Origin of the sequence: Hydrogenophaga sp. H7, assembly GCF_002025745.1 — a bacterium.
Taxonomy (GTDB): Bacteria; Pseudomonadota; Gammaproteobacteria; order Burkholderiales; family Burkholderiaceae_C; genus Hydrogenophaga; species Hydrogenophaga pseudoflava.
Genome location: NZ_MCIC01000012.1, coordinates 156,045 through 177,067, shown reverse-complemented (window position 1 = coordinate 177,067; position 21,023 = coordinate 156,045). Strand labels below are relative to the sequence as shown.

Sequence of the window (21,023 nt, the reverse complement as noted above, 5' to 3'; positions counted from 1 at the left end):
CGTTCGCCGCTGGAACCTGTCCTCGCCTCTCCCTTGGGTCTTTGCCGACTTTTCAACCGCGTTGTGTCCAACGCATCCAACCCAAGGAGTCACTTCATGCACATCGAACCAGGTCTGGTGGACGGGGCCAAGCTCGCCCTGAGTTACGCCACCGCGGCCGCCTGCATCGGCTACACGGCCAAACTGTCGGCCGACACGTTCAGAAAGGACGGCGCAGCGGCCCTGCTGTTGCGGGCCCTGCTGGCGACGGCGCTGGTGTTCTGCTTCTTCGAGGTGCTGCCGCACCACCCGGTGGGCGTGTCCGAGGTTCATCTGATCCTGGGCACCACGCTGATGCTGCTGTTCGGCGCGGCACCAGCGGCCATCGGGCTGGCCGGCGGCCTGCTGGTCCAGGGCCTGTTCTTCGCACCCTTCGACCTGCCGCAGTACGGCATGAACCTGACCACGCTGCTGGTACCGCTGTTCGCCACCGCGGCGCTGGCACGGCGCGTGATTCCCGACCAGATGGCCTATGTGGACCTGCGCTACAGACAGGCCCTGAAGCTGTCCCTGGCCTACCAGGGCGGCATCGTGCTGTGGGTGGGTTTCTGGGCGCTCTATGGGCGTGGCCTGGGCGTCGACAACCTGGTGAGCATCGGCAGCTTCGGCGCCGCCTACATGAGCGTGGTGCTGGCCGAGCCCCTGATCGACCTGGCCGTGCTCGCACTGGCCAAGACGCTGCGCGGCCTGCAGGGCAGCGCGGTGGTGGAGCGCCGTCTGCACCAGGCCGCCTGACCGGGGGCGCAGCATGGGCCTAGGAACGGTCTGGTTTGTGGGGGCGGGTCCGGGCGATCCGGACCTGGTCACGGTCAAGGGGCGCGACCTGATCGCGCGTGCGGGGGCCCTCCTGTTCGCCGGTTCGCTGGTGAACGAGGCGGCCACCCGCTGGGCACCGCCGGGTTGCCTCATCGCCGACAGCAAGGACATGACGCTGGAGCAGATGTCGGCCTGGCTGATCGCAAACGCGGCGCGCTGCGACACCGTGGTGCGCCTGCAGACCGGCGACCCGGCCCTCTACGGCACGCTCATCGAACTGGTGCAGCCGCTGGATGCGGCCGGTGTGCCGGTGAAGGTGGTGCCGGGCGTGTCCTCGGCCATGGCCTCGGCGGCGGCGGCGGTCGAGAGCTTCACCCTGCCCGAGGTCACGCAGACCACCATCTTCACGCGGGTGGAGGGCCGCACGCCCATGCCCGACGGCGAGGACCTGGCGGCGCTCGCGGCGCACCGCACGACCTTGTGCATCTTCCTGTCCATCACGCTGCTGCACAAGGTGGAGGCCGGTCTGCGCCAGGCCGGCTGGCCCGACGACGCGCCGGTGCTGGTGGTGCACAAGGCCAGCTGGCCCGGCGAGGAGCGCATCGTGCGCGGCACGCTGGCCACCATCAAACAACAGTGCCGCGACGCCGGCATCGTCAGCCAGGCCATGGTGATCGCCAGCCCCACGCTGGGCGCGCGCCACTGGCCCGAGCTGACCAGGTCCCGGCTCTACGACCCGGGCTTCACACACCGCTTCAGGAAAGCCACGACATGAACGACACCACGATCCTGCTGGTGGGCCACGGCTCGCGCGAGGACTCCGGCAACCAGGAAATCCGCGACTTCGTCGACCAGTGGCGCACCCGCCAACCGGCCTGGCGCATCGAGGTCTGCTTCATCGAATTCGCCGCGCCCTCGCTGCACGACGGCCTGCTGGCCGCGGCGCAGTCGTCGCGCCGCGTGCTGGTGCTGCCGCTGATCCTGAACGCCGCCGGCCATGCCAAGATGGAAATTCCCGAAGCCATCGAGCACGCCCGCGGGCACGCACCCGACGTCGAGTTCCTCTACGGCCCGCACCTGAGCGCCTGCGACCCCATCCTCGCCATCCTCAAGCGCCGCCTGCGCCAGGCCATGGCCTCGCTGGACATGCCCGACCCCACCACCACCGGCGTGGTGCTGCTGGGCCGGGGTTCGTCGGACCGCGGTGCCAACGGCGACATGGCACGGATGGCGCGCTGGCTGCAGGAGGACAGCGACCACGAGCTGGTGGACCTGGCCTTCACCGGCATCACCTGGCCGCGGCTGGAGCGCGTGGTGCAGCGCCAGGCGCTGATCGGTCTGCGGCAGGTGGTGGTGCTGCCCTACTACCTCTACACCGGCACGCTGATGCAGCGCATCCACCGCCAGGTGGACCACCTGCGCGCGCAATACCCGCAGATCCGTTTTGCCTGCGGCACGCACTTCGGCTTCGAGAAGGAAATCTTCGGTCTGCTGGAACAGCGCGTGCACGACCTGCTGGCCGGCGTACCCGACAGCCGGCTGCCCTGCGACGGCTGCAGCTACCGCGAGATCGCGCACGACCTGGGCCACGGGCATTCGCACGAGCACACGCACACCGCCGTGCATGTGCATCCGCACACCGCACAGGTGCAACCTGCATGAGCACCGTCAACACCGTCACCGAGCAGCTCACCGACGCCGGCCAGGCCATCGAGCACGACAGTTTCGCCATCATCGACGCCGAGGCCGGCCCGCACGGCTACAGCGAAGACCAATGGCCGATCGTGCGGCGCATGATCCACGCCAACGCCGACTTCGAGTTCAACGGCCTGACCGACTTCCACCCCGACGCGGTGCGTGCGGGCGTGGCCGCGATGCTGCGCGGCGGCACCCCCGTGGTGGCCGATGTGGAGATGATCTGCTCGGGCCTGTCGCGGCCGCGCCTGGCGCACTTCGGCATGGCCACGCACCAGTTCATCAGCGACGCCGACGTGATTGCGCAGGCGCAGGCACAGAACACCACCCGCGCCGTGCAGGCCATGCGCAAGGCACACCGCCTGGGCCTGCTGCAGGGCGCCGTCGTCGGCATCGGCAACGCGCCCACCGCGCTGATCGAACTCGTGCGGCTGATCGTGGAGGATGGCGTGCGCCCGGCCCTGGTGGTCGGCATGCCGGTGGGCTTCGTGTCGGCCGCAGAGTCGAAAGACCTGATGGCGCAGATCACCGACGTGCCCTGGATCGTCATCCGCGGTCGCAAGGGCGGCTCCACCCTGGTGGTCGCCGCCCTGCACGCGCTGCTGGCGCTGGCCGAGGCGCAGCAACGCGCCGAGGGCGCCTGAATGGAAAGCACCACCCCGCGCGGCACCCGCACCGGCTTCACCACCGGCGCCTGCGCGGCCGCGGCCGCCCGGGCCGCCGCACAGGGACTGGAAACCGGTGCGGTGCCCGATGCCATGGAGAGCCTGCTGCCCAACGGTCAGCGCGTGCGTTTTGCCGTGCACGACGGGCGCTGCGATGCGCACAGCGCCCACGCCATGGTGGTGAAGTTCGCGGGCGACGACCCGGACTGCACCGACGGCGCCCACCTCACGGTGGACCTGCGGCTGCTGCCCGGCCAAGCGGGCGAGATCAGCTTCGTGGCCGGCGACGGCGTGGGCACGGTGACGCTGCCCGGCCTGGGGCTGGCGGTGGGCGGGCCGGCGATCAACCCGGTGCCGCGCCAGAACATCGCCGACAACCTGCACGAGGCCGCGCCGCGCCTGCTCGCGCAGCACGGGCTGGAAGTCACGGTGAGCGTGCCCGGCGGCCAGGAGATGGCGAAGAAGACCACCAACGCGCGGCTGGGCATCCTGGGCGGTATCAGCATCCTGGGCACCACCGGCATCGTCAAACCCTATTCCACCGCCGCCTGGCGGGCCAGTGTGGTGCAGGGCATCCAGGTGGCGGCCACACTGGACCACGGCGTGGTGGCGCTGACCACCGGCGGCCGCACCGAGACCTTTGCCATGCAGACGCTGCGTGCGGAACGCCCTGGCCTGCCCGCCGCCTGCTTCGTGCAGATGGGCGACTTCCTGCGCTACGCGCTCGACGAGGTGGTGGTCCAGGGCCTGCCCGAGGTGGTGCTGGGCGTGATGGTGGGCAAGCTCACCAAGATCGCCCAGGGCGAAACCATCACCCACGCCAACCGCAACGTGGTGGACACCGACCTGGTCGCCGACATCGCCCGACAGATCGGCGCCACGGCCGAGGACTGCGCGGCCATCGCGGCCGCCGAGACCGCGCGCTTCGGCGCCGAGCTGATGGTCGAACGCGGCCTGGGCCCGGCCTTTCACCAGGCGCTGGCGCAGCGCGCCATCGACACCCTGACCGCGCCCGAGCGCTACGGCCACGCCTTTGCGCTGCGCGTGCTGGTGTGCGACTTCAGCGGTCAGCCGGTGGCCGACGTGCGTTCGGCCCCCGCCGAGGCGCGACCCCGCCCCGCCACGGCCGGCCGCACCGGCATCGGCCACACCCACCACTCCGACTTCGACACCGAATGAACGATCTTCCCTCCCACGATCCCAACCGCTGCCGCGTGATCGGCGTGCTCGACGACGGCGTGGCCAGCCTCGGCGCCACCGCGCTGGCCCACCTGCGCACGGCCGACGTGGTGATCGGCGGCGCGCGCACGCTGGCGCTGTTCCGGCACACGCTCAAGGCCGGCGCCGTCACCCACGACCTGACAGGCCGGCTGAAGGCCGTGCCCGGCTGGGTGCGCGCGGCGCGCGAGGCCCACCAGGCCTGCGTGGTGCTGGCCACCGGCGACCCGCTGTGCCACGGCATCGCGCCCTACCTGGCCCAGCACCTGTGCCTGGACGCGCTGGAGATCCTGCCCAACCTGTCGACGCTGCAACTGGCCTGCGCCCGCGTCGGTCTGGCCTGGCAGGATGCGCGCATCGTCTCTGCGCACGCCGCCGATGCCGGCGAGTGGCAGCGCGGCGCCCCGCCCACACACGGCCTGTACGCGCTGGCCCAGGCCCTGCGCGCCGAGCAGCGCCTGCTGCTGCTGACCAGCCCGGCGAACAGCCCCGACCGCATCGCCCGCCTGCTGCTCGCCGAAGGTCTGGGCAGCGACTTCCACATGGCCGTGGCCGAAAACCTGCTGCAGGCCAACGAACAGGTGCATGCGCAGCTCAGCCCCGCCGACGCGGCCCGCATGCGCTTTGCCGAGCTGAACGTGGTGCTGCTGTGGCGCACCCGGCCGCGGCCACAGCCGGTGCGCTTCGGTCTGGCGGACAGTGCCTTCGAACAGCGCCAGCCCGAGAAGGGCCTGATCACCAAGCAGGAGGTGCGCGCCGTCAGCCTGGCGCGGCTGCAGCTGCGCACCGACAGCGTGGTCTGGGACATCGGCGCCGGCAGCGGCTCGGTGGGTCTGGAAGCCGCCCGCCTGTGCCCGCAGGGCCATGTGTTCGCCATCGAGAAGAACGAGGCCGACCACGCCATCGCCCGGCGCAACCACGCGGCCTTCGGCGTCAGCAACTACACCTTGCAGCACGGCAAGGCGCCCGAGGGCCTGGAGGACTGGCCCGACCCCGACGCGGTGTTCATCGGTGGCTCGGGCGGCGAGCTGGCCGGTCTGATCGCGCAGGTGTTGCGGCGCCTGCGGCCGCAGGGCCGGCTGGTGATGAACTTCGTGACACTGGAGAACCTGGCCACCGCCACCCAGGCCCTGCAGCAGCTGAACGCCGACTGGGACGTGCTGCAGCTGCAGGCCGCGCGCAGCCGCCCCATCCTACACATGCACCGCATGGCCGCCGAGAATCCGGTGTGGCTGGTGTGCGCCGGCGTGGGCCCCATGGGCCACGGCGAACACGGGCCGGTGGTGGCGGCGGAGGAGACGGCGCATGGCTGACCTTGCCCCCCCCATCGCCCCCCGCATGGGCACCCTGCACGGTATCTCGCTCGGCCCGGGCGATCCCGGCCTGATCACCCGCGCGGCCTGGGCCGCGCTGCAGCGCCGCGACGCCATCTGGGTCTACCCGGTGCGCAGCGGCAAGACGCCCAGCTATGCGCTGGACATCGTGCAGCGCGCCGGGCTGGCGCCGCCCGAGACCCACACGCCGCTGCTGTTCCCGATGACGCACGACGGCGAGAAGCTGGCGCGCGCCTGGCTGAAGGCCGCGCACACCGTGCTGCCCTGGCTGCAGGCCGGGCGCGACGTGCTGTTCCTGGTGGAAGGCGATGCGTCCACCTACGCCACCTTCGGCCACCTGGCGCGCACCCTGCGTGGGCTGGACCAGCGCGTGTCCGTTGAAGTGATCGCCGGCGTCAACTCCTTCACCGCCGCCTGCGCCGACGTCGGCGAACCCTTTGCCGAACAGGACGACACAGTGGCCATCGTGCCGGCCGCCTACGGCGTGGGCGCGGTTGACCGGCTGCTGCCCGACTTCGACACCCTCGTGCTGATGAAGATCAAGCCGCTGATCGAGGACCTGCTGGACTGGCTGCAGGCGCGCGACCTGCTGGGCGGCGCGCATTTCGTGGAGCGTGTGGGCGCGCTGGACGAGCGCCGGCTGTCCGGCCCCGAACTGCTCACGCTGCGCGGCAGCAAGGTCAGCTACCTCTCGCTGCTGATCGTGAAGAACCCCCGCCGCGTGCGCGGCGAGCGCATCAAGGGCTGCCTGAAAAAGAGCGGTCCGCCACCACTGGAGACCGCCCCATGAACCCGGACATCACCAACGCACCTCCCCGCGTCTGCCTGGTCGCCATCACCAAGCACGGCGTTGCCCAGGCGGCCACGCTGGCGCGGCAGTTGCCGCAGGCGTCGCTCTGTGTCACGGCCAAGTTCACCGACGCCACCCAGGGCCTTTCCAACCCGGTGCAGGCCTACGAGGGTGCGTTCAAGGACCAGATCGGGTCGCTCTTCCAGGCCTTCGACCAGATCGTGTTCTTCGTCTCACTGGGTGCAGTGGTGCGGCTGATCGCACCGCACCTGAAGAGCAAGGACGAGGACCCCGGCGTACTGGTGGTGGATGACGCCGGCCAGTTCGTCATTCCCGTGCTCTCGGGCCACGTGGGCGGCGCCAACGCCATGGCCGAGACCGTGGCCGCGCTGCTGGGTGCCACGGCGGTGCTCACCACCGCGTCGGACGTGGGCAAGACCATTCCCGTGGACATCCTGGGCCGCGAGCTGGGCTGGCGTGTCGAGGCCCCCAAGATCAACATCACCCGGGTGTCCGCCGCCGTGGTCAACGAAGAACCGGTCGCCCTGGTGCAGGAGGCCGGCAGCCCGCACTGGTGGACCCGGCCCACGCCACTGCCGCAGAACATCCACCGCCACACCTGTCTGGAAGACGTCGACCTGGGTCGCTACCAGGCGGTGCTGTGGATCACCCACCGCCCGGTGGGCGAAGCGTTGTGGCAGACGCTGCACGAACGGCTGGTGGTGTACCGCCCGCCACAGGCCGCGGGCACCAGCGCCACCACCGGGGCCGCGGCATGAAGGTGGCCCTGGGCATTGGCTGCGACCGCGGCACGCCGCTGGCCACGCTGGAGCGCGCGGTCGACGAAGCCCTGGCCATGGCCGGTCTTCAACGCCGACAGGTGACCGGCGTGGGCAGCATCACGCTCAAGGCCGACGAGCCCGGGCTGCTGGCGCTGGCGGCGCAGGCCGGCTGGCCGCTGCACTTCTACCCCGCCACCCAGCTGGCCGAGGTAGTCGTTCCCCACCCGTCGGAGACCGTGCGCCGCCACACCGGCACCCCCTCGGTGTCCGAAGCCGCCGCCTTGCTCGCTGCGGGCACCACCGAGGCGTTGGCCCTGTGCGTCGAGAAACACCGGCTGCGCGGCGAAGACGGGCGCAACGCCACGGTGTCGGTGGCGCGGGTGGAGCCTCGCGCGGCGACCCCGCCACTGATGGCCCATGCCGATCCCGACCGCCGCTTCACGGCCGCCGAGCGGGAAGCCATTCAGTCGCTGATGCAGGTGCGGCGCGACATGCGCCACTTCACTGCCGGTGCACAGATCGGCGGGGACGTCCGGGCACGCCTGCAGTCGGCGCTGCTCGCCGCTCCGTCGGTGGGCCTGATGCAGCCGCTGCGCGTGCTGCGCATCACCGACCCCGCGTTGCGCGAGCGGCTGGCCTCCACCGTGGACGAGGAGCGCATGCGCACCGCGCAGGCCATGGGGGCCCGTGCAGCCGAGTTCCTGGCACTGAAGGTGGAAGGCGTGCGCGAGTGCGCCGAACTGTGGGCCCTGGTGCTGGCGCCAGACGACGGCACGCTGTTCGGTCGCCGCACGCTGGCGAGCGAAATGGCCTGGTGCTCGGCAGGCGCCGCCGTCCAGAACCTCTGGCTGGTCGCACGCGCCGAAAACCTCGGTCTCGGATGGGTGTCGCTGTTCGAGCCTGTCGACCTGCGCAGGCTGCTGGCGCTGCCCGAGGGCGCGGCGCCGCTGGGCCTGCTGTGCATCGGTCCGGTGGACCGCTTCTACGACACACCCATGCTCATCCAGCAACAGTGGCGCCAGGCGCGTCCGATGTCGGCCGTGTTCACCGAGAACGGCTGGGACCCGTCCTGGAACACCGGCGGTTGCGCCACACCGGAACACTTGCCGCAGGGCTGATCGCCTTGCCATTCAACGCTCGCTTGTCACAAGGAACGAAATGACCACCGACACCTCTGTCACTCCCCCGCGCGACGCGGGCACCACCGGCACGGCCGGCAGCATCAGCCTGGTGGGCATCGGCCCCGGTCACACCGACCACATGACCGCGCGTGCGCGCACCGCCATCGCCGAGGCCGATGTGGTTGTGGGCTATGTCACCTACATCAAGCTGGTGGCCGACCTGCTGGACGGCAAGGAGGTCGTGCGCAAGGGCATGACCGAAGAGCTGGACCGCGCCGTGCATGCGCTGGAAGCGGCCCGTGCGGGCAAGAAGGTGGCGCTGATCTCGTCGGGCGACGCCGGCGTCTACGGCATGGCCGGCCCGACCTACGAGGTGCTGTTCCAGGCTGGCTGGACACCGGAAGACGACGTGGCAGTGGAGATCGTGCCCGGGGCCTCGGCGATCAACGCCTGCGCGGCTTTGGTCGGTGCGCCGCTGACGCACGACTTCTGTTCCATCTCGCTGTCCGACCTGCTGACACCCTGGCCGGTGATCGCCCGGCGCCTGGACGCGGCTGCTGCCGCCGACTTCGTGGTGGCGCTCTACAACCCCAAGAGCGGCCGCCGCACGCGCCAGATCGTCGAAGCGCAGCGCCTCTTCCTGCGCCACCGCCGGGCGGACACGCCGGTGGCGATCGTCAAGAGCGCCTACCGCCGACGCCAGCACATCGTCCACACCACCCTGGACCAGATGGCCGAACAGGACATCGGCATGCTCAGCACCGTGCTGATCGGCAACAGCAGCACCTTCCTGCGTGCCGGACTGATGGTCACCCCGCGCGGCTACGCCAACAAGTACGACGTGGACCAGGGTTTCGAGACCCGCGAGGGCGAAAAAGCCGGCCGCTCGCTCTCCAGCGGCCTGCTGGGCTGGATCGAGGGGCTGCGGGCCGAGCACGCAGCCGGCGCGGGCCTGGCCGAACTCGCCAGCCGACACCGCCTGCCCGCCGACTACATCGAACAGGTGCTGGCGGCACCCGACGAACACGCACCGGCCGAGGCCGGCACCGAGGAAACCGAGGCATGAGCAGCACGGAAAAACCCCGCATCGGCGACTACCGCCGGCACCTGCTGGTCTGCACCGGCACGCGCTGCACGCAGGACGGCGCGGCGCAGGCCCTGTTCGACAGCCTGGGCGAGAAGTTCAAGGCCGCCGGGCTGCACGAGGGCGCGCAGCGCGTCAAGCGCAGCCGCGTGAGCTGTTTTGCGGCTTGCAAGGGTGGCCCCATCCTGTGCGTTCAGCCCGACGGCACCTGGTACCACGGCGTGACCCCCGACAACATGGACCGCATCATCCGGCAGCACCTCGTGGGCGGAGAGGTGGTCGCTGATCTGGTGTTCCACCAGGGACCGGGGGTCATCGATGGCGAGTGAGACACCGGCCGCTGGCTCGGTCTGCATCGTTGGTGCCGGGCCGGGACCGGCCGACCTGATGACGCTGCGCGCGCTGAACCGGCTGCAACAGGCCCAGGTGGTGGTGCACGACCGGCTGATCGCCGAGGATGTGCTGGCGCTGATCCCGGCCACCGCCCGGCGGGTGTACGTCGGCAAGGCCCTGGGACACCACGCCGTCCCTCAGGAGGAGATCCATGCGCTGCTGGTGGCGCATGCGCGCCAGGGCCTGCGCGTCGTCCGCCTCAAGGGCGGCGACCCCTTCGTGTTCGGACGCGGTGGCGAGGAAGTGCTGGCGCTACAGGCGGCCGGCATTGCGTTCGAGGTGGTGCCCGGTGTGACGGCGGCCAGCGGCTGTTCGGCCGCCGCGGGCATTCCGCTGACACACCGCCACCTGGCGGCCAGCTGCGTGTTTCTGCCGGGCCATCTGGCGGACGCCCAGGCCAGCCACGACTGGCAGGCTCTGGCGCGCGCGGGGCAGACTCTGGTGTTCTACATGGGCGTTCAGCGACTGGCGCAGATCGCCCAGGCCTTGATTGCCCATGGACTACCGCCCGACACACCTGCGGCCATCGTCCAAGACGGTACCCGACCTACACAGCGTGTACTGGCCCACCCTTTGCGCCTGTTGGTCGAGATCGCTCCTCCGTATGGTCCACGACCGGGCTTGCTCATTGTTGGCGAAACGGTGCGACTGAGTCCGTCATATGAAGGAAATGCGCGTGTCTGAATTGGCGGCATGGGCGCTGACGCTCCTTGGAGCTGATCGCTCCTGCAGGGCGCAGAAGGCAATTTGAGGATTCGGACACATTTGCGCCAGCCAAGGCAAGCGTTGCACTGCTGTATCAGCGGTCATTGAGTCGGACGCTACGGGTGACAGCAGACTGCCTTGACCAGACTCAGGCCCCCAGCCCTCCCGCGACACCGCTGCATGGAACAATTCAGCGATGACCGCCACCGCCCCTCACGCCTCACTCTCCGAAGCCCTGGGCCACGCCCCCGCCGACAAGCGCCTGGAAGTCCTGCGCCGCGTGGCAGAGACCGGTTCCATTTCGCAGGCCGCGCGCGACGCGGGCATCAGCTACAAGGCGGCCTGGCAGGCCATCGACACGCTGAGCAACCTCAGTGGGCAGACGCTGGTGGAACGCACGGTGGGCGGTTCGGGCGGTGGCGGGGCGCGCATCACGCAGCAGGGCCTGCAATTGCTCTCCCTGGCGGACGAGCTGGCGCGGGCGCGGGCGGCGGTGCTCTTGCGGTTCTCCGGCGGCGCCGCCTTGCCGATGGGCTTGGGCCTGCGCACCAGCATGCGCAACCAGCTGCCGTGCCGCGTGGAGGCGGTGGAGCCGCTGGGGCCTGACGACCCCGCTGTGCTGGTCCGCTTGCGCACGCCGGGGCAGGCGCTGCTGACGTCCAGCATCACGCGCGAGAGCGCCGATCTGCTGGCGCTGGCCGCGGGGCTGGAGGTGCTGGTGCTGTGCAAGGCGACGGCGGTGCGCATCGGCCGTGGTGAGGTGGAGGACGCGCCTGGCCAGTGTGTGTTGCACGGCCGCATCGAGCGTCTCGCGCGCGGGCAGGGACGTGACGAGGTGGTGCTCTCGCTGGACGGTGGCGGCCAGTGGGTGGGCTTTGCGGATCACCCGTTCGCCGCGCGCAAGGGGCAGCGGGCCTGGGCCACGATGGTTTCCAGCGCGCTGGTGGTGGGCCTGGCGGGCTGACACGCTGGCCAACTTTGGCAGCGTGGTTCATATGAACAGGTGTGCCGTGGCAGCTTGACGCAGTGCGCGCACTGCTGGGCCTGAATGGCGCAACCCTTCGGATTGTGCTGTCAAAAAAGTGAGCAGTTGTCTCAGATTGAGCCACACCGGCCGTGTGGCACGGATGTTGTGAACAGACAGGTCAGCCGATCCGGCTTTGTTCACAACCACCCCTTTCAGAGGACGACACATGATCTACGCAGCTCCCGGCGCCGCAGGCGCCAAGATCACCTACAAGCCCAAGTACGACAACTTCATCGGTGGCAAGTGGACGCCTCCGGTCAAGGGCGAGTACTTCGAGGTCATCACGCCCACGACGGGCAAGCCCTACACCATGGCCGCCCGTTCCACCGCGGAAGACGTCGAGCTCGCCCTTGACGCCGCCCACGCCGCGGCCGAAGCCTGGGGCAAGACCGATGTGACGACCCGCAGCAACCTGCTGCTGAAAATCGCCGACCGCCTGGAAGCCAACCTGGAGCTGCTGGCCTACGCCGAGACCATCGACAACGGCAAGCCGATCCGCGAAACCCTGAACGCGGACATCCCGCTGGCGATCGACCACTTCCGCTACTTCGCCGGTGCCCTGCGTGCGCAGGAAGGTGGCATCTCCGAGATCGACGAGAACACCGTGGCGTACCACATCCACGAGCCGCTGGGCGTGGTGGGCCAGATCATTCCCTGGAACTTCCCGATCCTGATGGCCGCCTGGAAGATTCCGCCGGCCCTGGGCGCCGGCAACTGCATCGTGCTCAAGCCCGCCGAGTCCACGCCCATCAGCCTGCTGATCCTGATCGAGCTGATCGCCGACCTGCTGCCCCCGGGCGTGCTGAACGTGGTCAACGGTTTCGGCCGCGAAGCCGGCATGCCGCTGGCCACCAGCAAGCGCATCGCCAAGATCGCTTTCACCGGCTCCACCTCCACCGGCCGCGTGATCGCGCAGGCCGCCGCCAACAACCTGATTCCGGCCACGCTGGAACTGGGCGGCAAGTCGCCCAACATCTTCTTCGCCGACATCATGGACAAGGACGACTCGTTCCTGGACAAGGCGATCGAAGGCATGGTGCTGTTCGCGTTCAACCAGGGCGAGGTCTGCACCTGCCCGAGCCGCGCGCTGATCCAGGAGTCGATCTACGACAAGTTCATGGAGCGTGTGCTCAAGCGCGTGGCCGCGATCAAGATGGGCAGCCCGCTGGACACCGACACCATGATGGGCGCGCAGGCCTCCAAGGAACAGCTGACCAAGATCCTGAGCTACCTGGAGCTGGGCAAGGCCGAAGGCGCCGAGGTGCTGATCGGCGGCGAGCAGGCGAAGCTGCCCGGTGACCTGGGTGGTGGCTACTACGTGCAGCCCACGCTGTTCAAGGGCCACAACAAGATGCGCATCTTCCAGGAAGAGATCTTCGGCCCGGTGCTGGCCGTGACCACCTTCAAGGACGAAGCCGAAGCCCTGGCGATCGCCAACGACTCGCTGTACGGCCTGGGCGCCGGCGTGTGGAGCCGCAACGGCAATGTGGCTTACCGCATGGGCCGCGCCATCAAGGCCGGCCGCGTGTGGACGAACTGCTACCACGCCTACCCCGCGCACGCCGCCTTCGGTGGCTACAAGGAGTCGGGCATCGGCCGCGAGAACCACAAGAACATGCTGGGTCACTACCAGCAGACCAAGAACCTGCTGGTGTCCTACTCGGAAAACAAGCTCGGGTTCTTCTGATCCCCACAAGGGTTTCGGATCACAAGGGGGAGGCGGGCAACCGCTTCCCCCTTTTGGCTTTCAGAACAAGGAGACGGACATGGTTGAAAAAGTGATTGCAACGCCAGCGGCGCTGGAGCTGATCGAATTCCTCAAGACCAAGCACGGCCCCGGCCTGATGTTTCACCAGAGCGGCGGCTGCTGCGACAACAGCGCGGCCAACTGCTACCTGCTGGGAGAGATCACCATGGGTCAGGGCGACGTGCTCCTGGGCACCATCGGTGGATGCGAGTTCTACATGAGCAAGTCGCAGTACGCCACCTGGCGCCACACGCAGCTGATCATCGACGTGATCGAAGGCCACGGCGGCACCTTCTCGCTCGAAGGGCCGGAGGGCAAGGCCTTCCACACACGCTCGCGGGTGTTCACGGACGAGGAGATGGCCGAGTTGTTCCATTCCTGAACACCTGCGGCCCGGGGCCGCATGGCATGGAACTTGTTGGAAGATCGGCCCCTTCCGGAGACAAGAACCATGACCCCACGCCCCACTTTCACCCTGCGGCGCCTGAACGCCGCGCTGCTCATGGCGCTGGCCGGCACCGCCGGCGCCCAGACCCTGCAGGAGGTGGTCGTCAGCGCCTCGCGGCAGGAGCAGCAGAGCTTCGACGCGCCGGCCTCGGTGCAGGCCGTCGGCCAGGACGCCATCGAGGCCGCCGGCCCGCGCGTGAACCTGTCCGAGGTGATGACCCGGGTGCCCGGCATCACGGTGCTGAACCGCCAGAACTACGCGCAGGACCTGCAGCTGTCGATCCGCGGCTCGGGCTCGCGCTCGCCCTTCGGCATCCGTGGCGCACGGCTGATCGTCGATGGCATTCCCGCCACCATGCCCGACGGCCAGGGCCAGGCCTCGACCATCAGCCTGCCCTCGGCCCAGCGCATCGAGGTGCTGCGCGGTCCGCTGGCCCAGCTCTACGGCAACTCGGCCGGCGGCGTGCTGCAGGTGTTCACCGCCGACGGACCGGCAAAACCCGAGGTCCGCTTCAGCGTGGATGCGGGATCCGAACAGCTGCGCCGCTACGGCCTGCAGGCGGCGGGGCAGAGCGGTTCGCTGAACTACGTGATCGACCACAGCGACTTCTCCACCGAGGGCTGGCGCGTCAACAGCGCGGCCAAGCGCAAGCACACCAACGCCAAGCTGCGCTGGGCGGCCAGCGACGCCACGAAAGTTACCCTGGTGGCCAATGCGTTCGACCAGCCCGAATCGGGCGATCCGCTGGGCCTGACGCGCGAGCAGTTCGAAGCCAACCCGCGCCAGGCGGTGGCGAACGCCACGCTCTACAAGGCCGGCAAGGACGTGTCGCAGAACCAGGTCGGCCTGGTGGCGGAACACCAGCTGGATGCCAAGAGCGAACTCTCGGCGCGGGTCTACGCGGGCCAGCGCGACCTGGACAACCGGCTCTCGATTCCGCTGATGGCGCAGACCTCGCCCACAGCGGCGGGCGGCGTGGTGCAGCTGGACCGCAGCTACAGCGGCACCGGCCTGCGCTACGCGCGCCGCATCGCGGCGGGCGAGGGCGAGGTCCGGCTGAGCGCGGGGCTGGACGTGGAGCGCATGCGCGAGCGCCGCCGCGGCTTCATCAACAACTTCGGCGAGCAGGGCGAGCTCAAGCGCGACGAGGACGACAGCGTGGACAGCACGGGCGTCTACACCCAGGCCGACTGGGCGATCAACGAAGGCTGGAGCGCGGTGGCCGGCCTGCGCGCCAACCGGGTGAGCTTCAAGGTCGAAGACCACTTCATCCGCGACGGCAACCCCGACGACAGCGGCCGCACGCGCTTCACCGCCACCAACCCGGTGATCGGCCTCACGCGGCACCTCAGCCCCGACACCAATGTCTACGCCAACATCGGCAAAGGCTTCGAGACGCCGACGCTGACCGAGATCGCCTACACGGCAGACGGCAGCGGCCCCAACCTGAATCTCAAGTCCGCGCGCAGCACCCACGTGGAACTGGGCCTGAAGACCAAGCTGGGCGAGGGCCAGCGGCTGGACGCCGCGCTGTTCCACATCGGCACCACCGATGAAATCGTGGTCGCGTCCAGCAGCGGCGGGCGCACGGTCTACACCAACGCGGGCAAGACCAGCCGTTCGGGCATCGAGCTGGCGCACAGCGCGCAGTGGAGCCCCGAGTGGCGCACGCACCTGGCGTTCTCCACGCTGAATGCCCGCTTCGACCAGGCCTTTGCCAGCAGCAGCGGCGCCACCGTGGCCAAGGGCAACCGCATTCCCGGCACGATGAACCGCACGCTGTTCGGCGAGCTGGTCTGGCAGCCGCGCGCCTGGCCCGGCTTCACGACCGCGCTGGAGGTCGTGCACCGCGGCTCGATGGTGGTGGACGACGTGAACAGCGACCGCACCGACGCGGCCACGCTGTTCAACCTGCGGCTGGGCTGGGAACAGAAGCTGGGCGCGTGGAAGCTGCGCGAGTACGTGCGCGTGGACAACCTGGCCGACAAGGCCACCATCGGTTCGGTGATCGCCAACGACGGCAACCGCCGCTTCTTCGAGCCGGCGCCGGGTCGGCAGTGGGGTGTCGGCGCCACGGTGAGCTACGCGTTCTGAACCCGGCCGGGGTTCAGAGCCCCGGCTTCTGCAGCGCCTTCAATACCTCTGTCTGGAAATCCGGGCCTTCGGCGGCGGCCATGAAGGCGCCGATGGCGCCGTCGAAGCGCACCGTGCCCTGGTGCAGCAGCAGCAGCCGGTCGGCGGTCTTCACTTCTTCGATGAGGTGCGTGGCCCAGAGCACCGCCAGACCCTGGTCGCGGCACAGGCCGCGCACCGTGTCCAGCAGCTGCTGGCGCGAGGCCGGGTCCAGGCCCACGGTGGCCTCGTCCATCAGCAGCAGGCGCGGGCGGTGCAGCAGCGCGCGCACCAGCTCCACCTTGCGCCGCGTGCCGCCCGAGAGGCTGCGCACCACGGCCTTGGCCTGGTCCTGCAGGCCGATGGCGGCGAGCTGCGCGTCGATGCGTTCTCGCGCCGTCTTGCGCGGAATGCCGTGCAGGTCGGTGTGGAACAGCAGGTTGGCCATCACCGTCAGGTCCAGGTCGAGCGCGCTTTGCTGGAACACCACGCCCAGGCCCGCCAGCGCACGCGCCGGCTGCTGGCGCATGTCGTGGCCGAGCACGGTGATCGTGCCCTGGTCGGGGGTGAACAAACCGGTGAGCAGCTGCAGCAGGGTGGACTTGCCGGCGCCGTTGGGGCCCAGCAGCGCCACCATCTCGCCGGCTTGCAGCGACAGGCTCACGCCCTTGAGTGCGGGTTTGCCGTTGTAGGCCTTGTGCAGGCCCTCGGCCTGCAGCACGGAGTTGAAGGCGGGCGGTATGGGTTCGGTCATGAGGCGGTCTTGGCCAGCAGGTTCATGCGTGCGAGCAGCTTCTTTTCGCGTTCCACGGTGGCGAGCACGGCCTGGCGGTAGTCGCGCGTGCCCAGGTAATCGAGCGACTGATCGTAGCGGGCGAGCGCGCTGGCATGGCGCTCACTGAACATGGCCTTGTGGAACACGTCGTGCAGCTTCTGAACCACTGCGGGCGGTGTGGCGGCCGGCGCGGCCAGGCCCCATGGCGAGGTGTAGACCGCCTGCGGATAACCCAGTTCGCGCATGGTGGGCGCGTCGGGCCAGCGCGGGTTGCGCGTGGCGTTGAAGGTGGCGAGCACGCGCATCTGGCCTTTCTCGACCCAGGGCGCGAAGCCGGTGGAGTTGACGCCCGCCATGATCTGCGCGCCCGCGATGGCCAGCATCTGGTCGGCCGTGCCCTTGTAGGGCACGTGCACGTACTTCACGTTGTGCTGCAGCAGGATCTCTTCCATCGCCAGGTGGGCGGTGGTGCCGATGCCGGTAGAGCCCAGGATCAGCTCACCGGGGTGTTTGATGGCCCAGTCGATCAGCTCGGTGGCGCTCTTGAACGGACTGCTGGCCGGCACCAGCAGGCCGAAGCTCACGCCCGAGACCTGCAGGATGGGCGCGAGGTCGGTCACCGGGTCCCAGGGCACGTGGTTCATCAGTGCGTGGCGGTAGACCGTGATGGGCACCTGGCCGATGGTGTGACCGTCGGCCTCGGCCGCCTTGAGCGCGGGCGCCACCAGCGTGCCGGCCGCGCCGGGCTTGTTGACCACCAGCACCGGCTGGCCCAGCAGCGGCTCGGCCTCTTCGCAAAGGATGCGGATCGTCAGATCGGTCTGACCGCCCGCGGGCCAGGGCACGATGAGTTGCAGCGGCTTGCTGGGGAAGGGCGCCTGGGCCCTCGCCAGCGGTGCGGCGGACGCCAGGGCCAGCGCACCCGCCCGGAACAGGATGTCGCGGCGCGTCGGGTGCCGGGCCTGGGGTGTGTCGCGACTCAGGGTTATCCCTGTGTCATTTTTGAACGCTGGGAACAGCGGGGTGTGTCTCATGGCGGGGCCTGATAGTCTCCTGTCCCTCGGAGAGCCCTCGGGACGGTGCATCTTCAGGCAAATTCTGTTCCCGCAACAGCCCATGACCCACTGGCACCGAATTTGCAGAGGCATCGCGCGCCCGTGGCGATGCCCGCCCGGCCGCTCACCGTTTGACAACACCAAGGAGACAAAGACATGGCCGTCCGTACCACCGCATTCCGCCGTTCCCTGCGCCCCCTGACCGCGGCCCTGTGTGCCGCCGGCGCCTCGCTCGCCTTCAGCCTGCCGGCCCACGCAGAGAGCAAGGTGTATGTGTCCAGCGAGAAGGACAACAAGCTCTACGTGTTCAACACCGCGGGCGAGCGCCAGGGCGCCATCGACGTGTGCAAGCGGCCGCGCGACATGAGGTTCAACGCCGATGGTTCGCAGATCTTCGTGATCTGCGGCGACAGCAACGCCATGGGCGTGGTGGACGTGGCCGGCGGCAAGCTGGCCGGCACCGTGCCGCTGGGCGAGAGCCCGGAGATGTTCGACCTCAGCCCCGACGGCAAGACCGCCTATGTGTCGGTGGAGGACGACAGCGTGCTGGGCGCCTACGACATCGCCACGAAGAAGCCGGTGTTTGAAGTGAAGACCGGTGGCGAGCCCGAGGGTGTGCTGGTCACGCCCGACGGCAAGACGGCTTACGTGACCTCCGAAGTGGCCAACGTCGTCCATGTGATCGACCTGGGCACGAAGAAGGTGACCAAGAACATCAAGGTCGGCAAGCGCCCGCGCCGCTTCGTCATGTCGCCCGACGGCGGCGAGCTGTGGGTCACCAACGAACTGGACGCCACCGTGAGCGTGGTCGACACCAAGACCCACACCGAGAAGCAGAAGATCAAGTTCGAGGTCAAGGGCATGCGCCCGGCCGACATCACCCCCGTGGGCATGGCCATCAGCCCGGACGGCAAGAGCATGTGGGTGGGCCTGGGCCGCGCCAACCACGTGGCCGAGGTGGACGTGGCGAGCAAGGCGGTGAAGAACCAGGTGCTGGTGGGCAAGCGCGCGTGGGGCCTGGGCTTCACGGCCGACGGCAAGACCCTGTTCGTGGCCAACGGCCTGTCGGACGACATGACGCTGGTGGACACGGCGTCGGGCAAGGCACTGAAGACGGTGCCGGCCGGGCGTGTGCCGCACACCATTCTTGTGAGCAAATGACAGAGCCTGTGGCCCACCCCCATCGCTTGCCCACTTCGTGTGGCCGCTCCGCCCCTCAAGGGGCAATGCCTGCGGCCCGGCAAAGCCGGTTCCGCGGCATTCTGGGCTTGGGTTTGTGGTGTGCCTGCGTGTGGGCGTCGGTGCCTGCTCCAGCGCTGGCCGCCACCAAGGTCACCATCGCGGTGGTGTCGCTGGACGGCGACCCGCGCCACGCGCCGCGCCGGCTGGAGAAGGCCTACCCCGGCCACCCCACCGGGCGCGCCATCGACGGCGTGCAGCTGGCGGCCGAAGACTCGGCGTTTGAGCTGGACGCCGCCGGCATCGCGCTGGAGGTGAAGGACGTGGTGCTGCCCAACGCCGCGGGCCTGACCAAGGCCTTGGCCGAGCTGAAGGCCGCCAAGGTGCAGCACGTGGTGGCCGACCTGCCGGCCGCCGAATTGCGTGCGCTGGTGCAGGCGGCGCCGGCCGCGCTGGGCGGCGCCATCGTGTTCAACGCCGCGGCCGACGACGACGCGCTGCGCGGCGCGCAGTGCGCGGCGCACCTGCTGCACACCGTGCCGAGCCGCGCGATGCTCAGCGACGCGCTGGCGCAGTACCTGGCGGCGCGCAACTGGCGCAAGGCCCTGGTGCTGCAGGGCCCGCTGCCGGGGGACGCACCCATGCTGGAGGCCTTCAACCGCTCGGCCAAGCGCTACGGCATCAAGGCCACGTCCACCAAACCCTTCAAGCTCACCGGCGACCCGCGCGAGCGCGACCTGGGCAATGTGCGCCTGCTCACCGGCAGCGACCGCGAGCACGAGGTGGTGGCGGTGCTCGACAGCGACGGCGAGTTCGCGCGCACCGTGCCCTACGCCACGCAGTTGCCGCGGCCGGTGGTGGGCGCCAGCGGCCTGGTGGCCGTGCCCTGGCACCCGCTGTGGGAGCGCAACGGCGGGCCACAGCTTTCGCGCCGCTTTGCGAAGGAACACAAGCGCCCCATGACAGGCCACGACTGGGCCGCCTGGATCGCAGGCCGTGCCGTGGCCACCGTGCTGGTGGACCTGCCCAAGGCGCCGGTGGCCCAGCAGCTCAAGGCCCTGCGCGGTGGGCCGGTGGCGGTGGACGGCTTCAAGGGACCGCGCCTGTCGTTCCGCGCCTGGGACGGTCAGCTGCGCCAGCCGATCTTCCTCAGCCATGTGGACGGCGTGATCGGCACCGCACCGCTGGACGGCGTGCTGCACCCCAGGGAAGTCATGGACACACTCGGTGTCGACGAAGCGGAAAGCGCATGCAAACAGCGACCCTGACCACGCCCGACGCGGCGCCCGCCCTGCTGCCGCACCTGCTGCGCGCACTGCGAGCGGTGGTGGGCCGGGAGATCGGCCGCTTCCTGCGCCAGCCCTCGCGCCTGGGCTCGGCCCTGGTGCGGCCGCTGCTGTGGTTCGTGGTGTTTTCGGCCGGTTTCCACAACGTGTTCGGCGTGGCGATTGCGCCGCCCTACGAGACCTACGTCGAATACAAGGAATACATGGTGCCCGGCCTGCTGGGCATGGTGGCCCTGTTCAACGGTATGCAGAGTTCGCTCTCCATGGTCTACGACCGCGAGATGGGGGTGATGCGCCTGCTGCTCACGGCGCCGCTGGCGCGCGGCTGGCTGCTGGCCTTCAAGCTGCTGGCGGGCACCGCGCTGTCGGTGCTGCAGATGGTGGTGTTCCTGGCGATCGCGTGGGCCTTCGGCGTCGAGCTGCCGCTGCTGCACCTGCCGGCCGCGCTGCTGGCCATGGTGTGTGGCGCGGTGATGCTGGCCTCGGTGGGGCTGGTGCTGTCGGTCTATGTGAAGCAGCTGGAGAACTTCGCCGGCACGATGAACTTCGTGATCTTCCCGATGTTCTTCATCAGCCCGGCGCTGTACCCGCTGTGGAAGCTGGAGGAGTCGGGCGCCTGGTGGCTGCTCAAATTGGCGCAGGCCAACCCCTTCACCCACGCGGTGGAGGCGATCCGCTTTGCGATGTACGGGCAGTTCAACACCATGGCCTGGGCGGTGGTGCTGGGCTGCACGGTGGTGTTCTTTGTCGCCGCGCTCTGGGGCTACGACCCGCAGCGCGGTTCGATCAGCAAGAAGCCTGGCGGTTGAGCC

General features: G+C 69.4%; 21 protein-coding genes. 19 read left to right on the top strand and 2 right to left on the bottom strand.

Annotated elements, in window-relative coordinates; genetic code table 11:
* Window positions 1-96: 96 nt before the first annotated feature.
* The 16 genes from BC358_RS07335 (at window position 97) to BC358_RS07260 (ending at window position 15,898) form a co-directional block, all read left to right on the top strand.
* Window positions 97-774 (top strand): energy-coupling factor ABC transporter permease, encoded by a 678-nt coding sequence (locus BC358_RS07335; RefSeq protein WP_079365304.1) that lies wholly within the window; start codon window positions 97-99, stop codon window positions 772-774.
* A gap of 13 nt (window positions 775-787) precedes the next feature.
* On the top strand, window positions 788-1,570 hold the full coding sequence (cobM, locus tag BC358_RS07330) for a precorrin-4 C(11)-methyltransferase (protein ID WP_079365303.1): 783 nt from the start codon (window positions 788-790) through the stop codon (window positions 1,568-1,570).
* Window positions 1,567-2,457, top strand: coding sequence for a sirohydrochlorin chelatase (locus tag BC358_RS07325; protein WP_079365302.1), 891 nt, complete (start codon window positions 1,567-1,569; stop codon window positions 2,455-2,457). The genes cobM and BC358_RS07325 overlap by 4 nt, the downstream gene beginning before the upstream one ends.
* Entirely contained in the window at window positions 2,454-3,134 is a 681-nt protein-coding gene (locus tag BC358_RS07320; RefSeq protein ID WP_079365301.1) for a precorrin-8X methylmutase, read from the top strand. Before BC358_RS07325 ends, BC358_RS07320 begins: the two co-directional genes overlap by 4 nt.
* A complete protein-coding gene (locus BC358_RS07315) occupies window positions 3,135-4,334 on the top strand; it encodes a cobalt-precorrin-5B (C(1))-methyltransferase (RefSeq protein ID WP_079365300.1) in 1,200 nt (399 codons plus the stop codon). It begins immediately after the preceding gene.
* Window positions 4,331-5,686, top strand: coding sequence for a precorrin-6y C5,15-methyltransferase (decarboxylating) subunit CbiE (gene cbiE, locus BC358_RS07310; RefSeq protein ID WP_079365299.1), 1,356 nt, complete (start codon window positions 4,331-4,333; stop codon window positions 5,684-5,686). The genes BC358_RS07315 and cbiE overlap by 4 nt, the downstream gene beginning before the upstream one ends.
* A complete protein-coding gene (cobI, locus tag BC358_RS07305; protein ID WP_079365298.1) occupies window positions 5,679-6,497 on the top strand; it encodes a precorrin-2 C(20)-methyltransferase in 819 nt (272 codons plus the stop codon). The genes cbiE and cobI overlap by 8 nt, the downstream gene beginning before the upstream one ends.
* Complete coding sequence (locus BC358_RS07300) at window positions 6,494-7,276, top strand: cobalamin biosynthesis central domain-containing protein (RefSeq protein WP_179130027.1); 783 nt, start codon at window positions 6,494-6,496, stop codon at window positions 7,274-7,276. The genes cobI and BC358_RS07300 overlap by 4 nt, the downstream gene beginning before the upstream one ends.
* The gene (gene bluB / locus BC358_RS22480; RefSeq protein ID WP_079365297.1) at window positions 7,273-8,397 is read left to right on the top strand and encodes a 5,6-dimethylbenzimidazole synthase; all 1,125 of its coding nucleotides are present in this window, start codon (window positions 7,273-7,275) and stop codon (window positions 8,395-8,397) included. The genes BC358_RS07300 and bluB overlap by 4 nt, the downstream gene beginning before the upstream one ends.
* A gap of 40 nt (window positions 8,398-8,437) precedes the next feature.
* Window positions 8,438-9,466, top strand: coding sequence for a precorrin-3B C(17)-methyltransferase (gene cobJ, locus BC358_RS07290; RefSeq protein WP_079365296.1), 1,029 nt, complete (start codon window positions 8,438-8,440; stop codon window positions 9,464-9,466).
* Window positions 9,463-9,813, top strand: a complete 351-nt coding sequence (locus BC358_RS07285) for a ferredoxin (protein ID WP_079365295.1) — start codon at window positions 9,463-9,465, stop codon at window positions 9,811-9,813. The genes cobJ and BC358_RS07285 overlap by 4 nt, the downstream gene beginning before the upstream one ends.
* Window positions 9,803-10,561 (top strand): uroporphyrinogen-III C-methyltransferase, encoded by a 759-nt coding sequence (cobA, locus tag BC358_RS07280; protein ID WP_066155599.1) that lies wholly within the window; start codon window positions 9,803-9,805, stop codon window positions 10,559-10,561. The genes BC358_RS07285 and cobA overlap by 11 nt, the downstream gene beginning before the upstream one ends.
* 217 nt (window positions 10,562-10,778) lie before the next feature.
* Entirely contained in the window at window positions 10,779-11,546 is a 768-nt protein-coding gene (locus BC358_RS07275; protein ID WP_079365294.1) for a TOBE domain-containing protein, read from the top strand.
* Between the two features lie 229 nt (window positions 11,547-11,775).
* On the top strand, window positions 11,776-13,296 hold the full coding sequence (locus BC358_RS07270; RefSeq protein WP_079365293.1) for an aldehyde dehydrogenase family protein: 1,521 nt from the start codon (window positions 11,776-11,778) through the stop codon (window positions 13,294-13,296).
* A gap of 79 nt (window positions 13,297-13,375) precedes the next feature.
* Window positions 13,376-13,738 carry a DUF779 domain-containing protein gene (locus tag BC358_RS07265; RefSeq protein WP_079365292.1) on the top strand — a complete coding sequence of 121 codons (363 nt, stop codon included), beginning with the start codon at window positions 13,376-13,378 and terminating at the stop codon, window positions 13,736-13,738.
* Window positions 13,739-13,807: 69 nt separating this feature from the next.
* A complete protein-coding gene (locus tag BC358_RS07260) occupies window positions 13,808-15,898 on the top strand; it encodes a TonB-dependent receptor (RefSeq protein ID WP_179130026.1) in 2,091 nt (696 codons plus the stop codon).
* A 13-nt stretch (window positions 15,899-15,911) separates the two neighbouring features.
* On the opposite strand, the gene BC358_RS07255 is transcribed toward BC358_RS07260, so the two are convergent.
* Together BC358_RS07255 and BC358_RS07250 are read right to left on the bottom strand one after the other, a co-directional pair.
* The gene (locus tag BC358_RS07255; RefSeq protein WP_079365290.1) at window positions 15,912-16,670 is read right to left on the bottom strand and encodes an ABC transporter ATP-binding protein; all 759 of its coding nucleotides are present in this window, start codon (window positions 16,668-16,670) and stop codon (window positions 15,912-15,914) included.
* Entirely contained in the window at window positions 16,667-17,725 is a 1,059-nt protein-coding gene (locus BC358_RS07250) for a tripartite tricarboxylate transporter substrate binding protein (protein WP_079365289.1), read from the bottom strand. The genes BC358_RS07255 and BC358_RS07250 overlap by 4 nt, the downstream gene beginning before the upstream one ends.
* 177 nt (window positions 17,726-17,902) lie before the next feature.
* Here BC358_RS07250 and BC358_RS07245 point away from each other — a divergent pair, with 177 nt between their 5' ends.
* From BC358_RS07245 to BC358_RS07235, 3 genes are all read left to right on the top strand, one after another.
* Window positions 17,903-18,907: a PQQ-dependent catabolism-associated beta-propeller protein gene (locus BC358_RS07245; RefSeq protein ID WP_079365288.1), complete on the top strand. Its 1,005-nt coding sequence runs from the start codon at window positions 17,903-17,905 to the stop codon at window positions 18,905-18,907.
* Window positions 18,908-19,035: 128 nt separating this feature from the next.
* On the top strand, window positions 19,036-20,193 hold the full coding sequence (locus tag BC358_RS07240; RefSeq protein ID WP_256861443.1) for a branched-chain amino acid ABC transporter substrate-binding protein: 1,158 nt from the start codon (window positions 19,036-19,038) through the stop codon (window positions 20,191-20,193).
* Window positions 20,175-21,020 (top strand): ABC transporter permease, encoded by an 846-nt coding sequence (locus tag BC358_RS07235; RefSeq protein ID WP_079365286.1) that lies wholly within the window; start codon window positions 20,175-20,177, stop codon window positions 21,018-21,020. The genes BC358_RS07240 and BC358_RS07235 overlap by 19 nt, the downstream gene beginning before the upstream one ends.
* The last annotated feature ends 3 nt before the right edge of the window (window positions 21,021-21,023 follow it).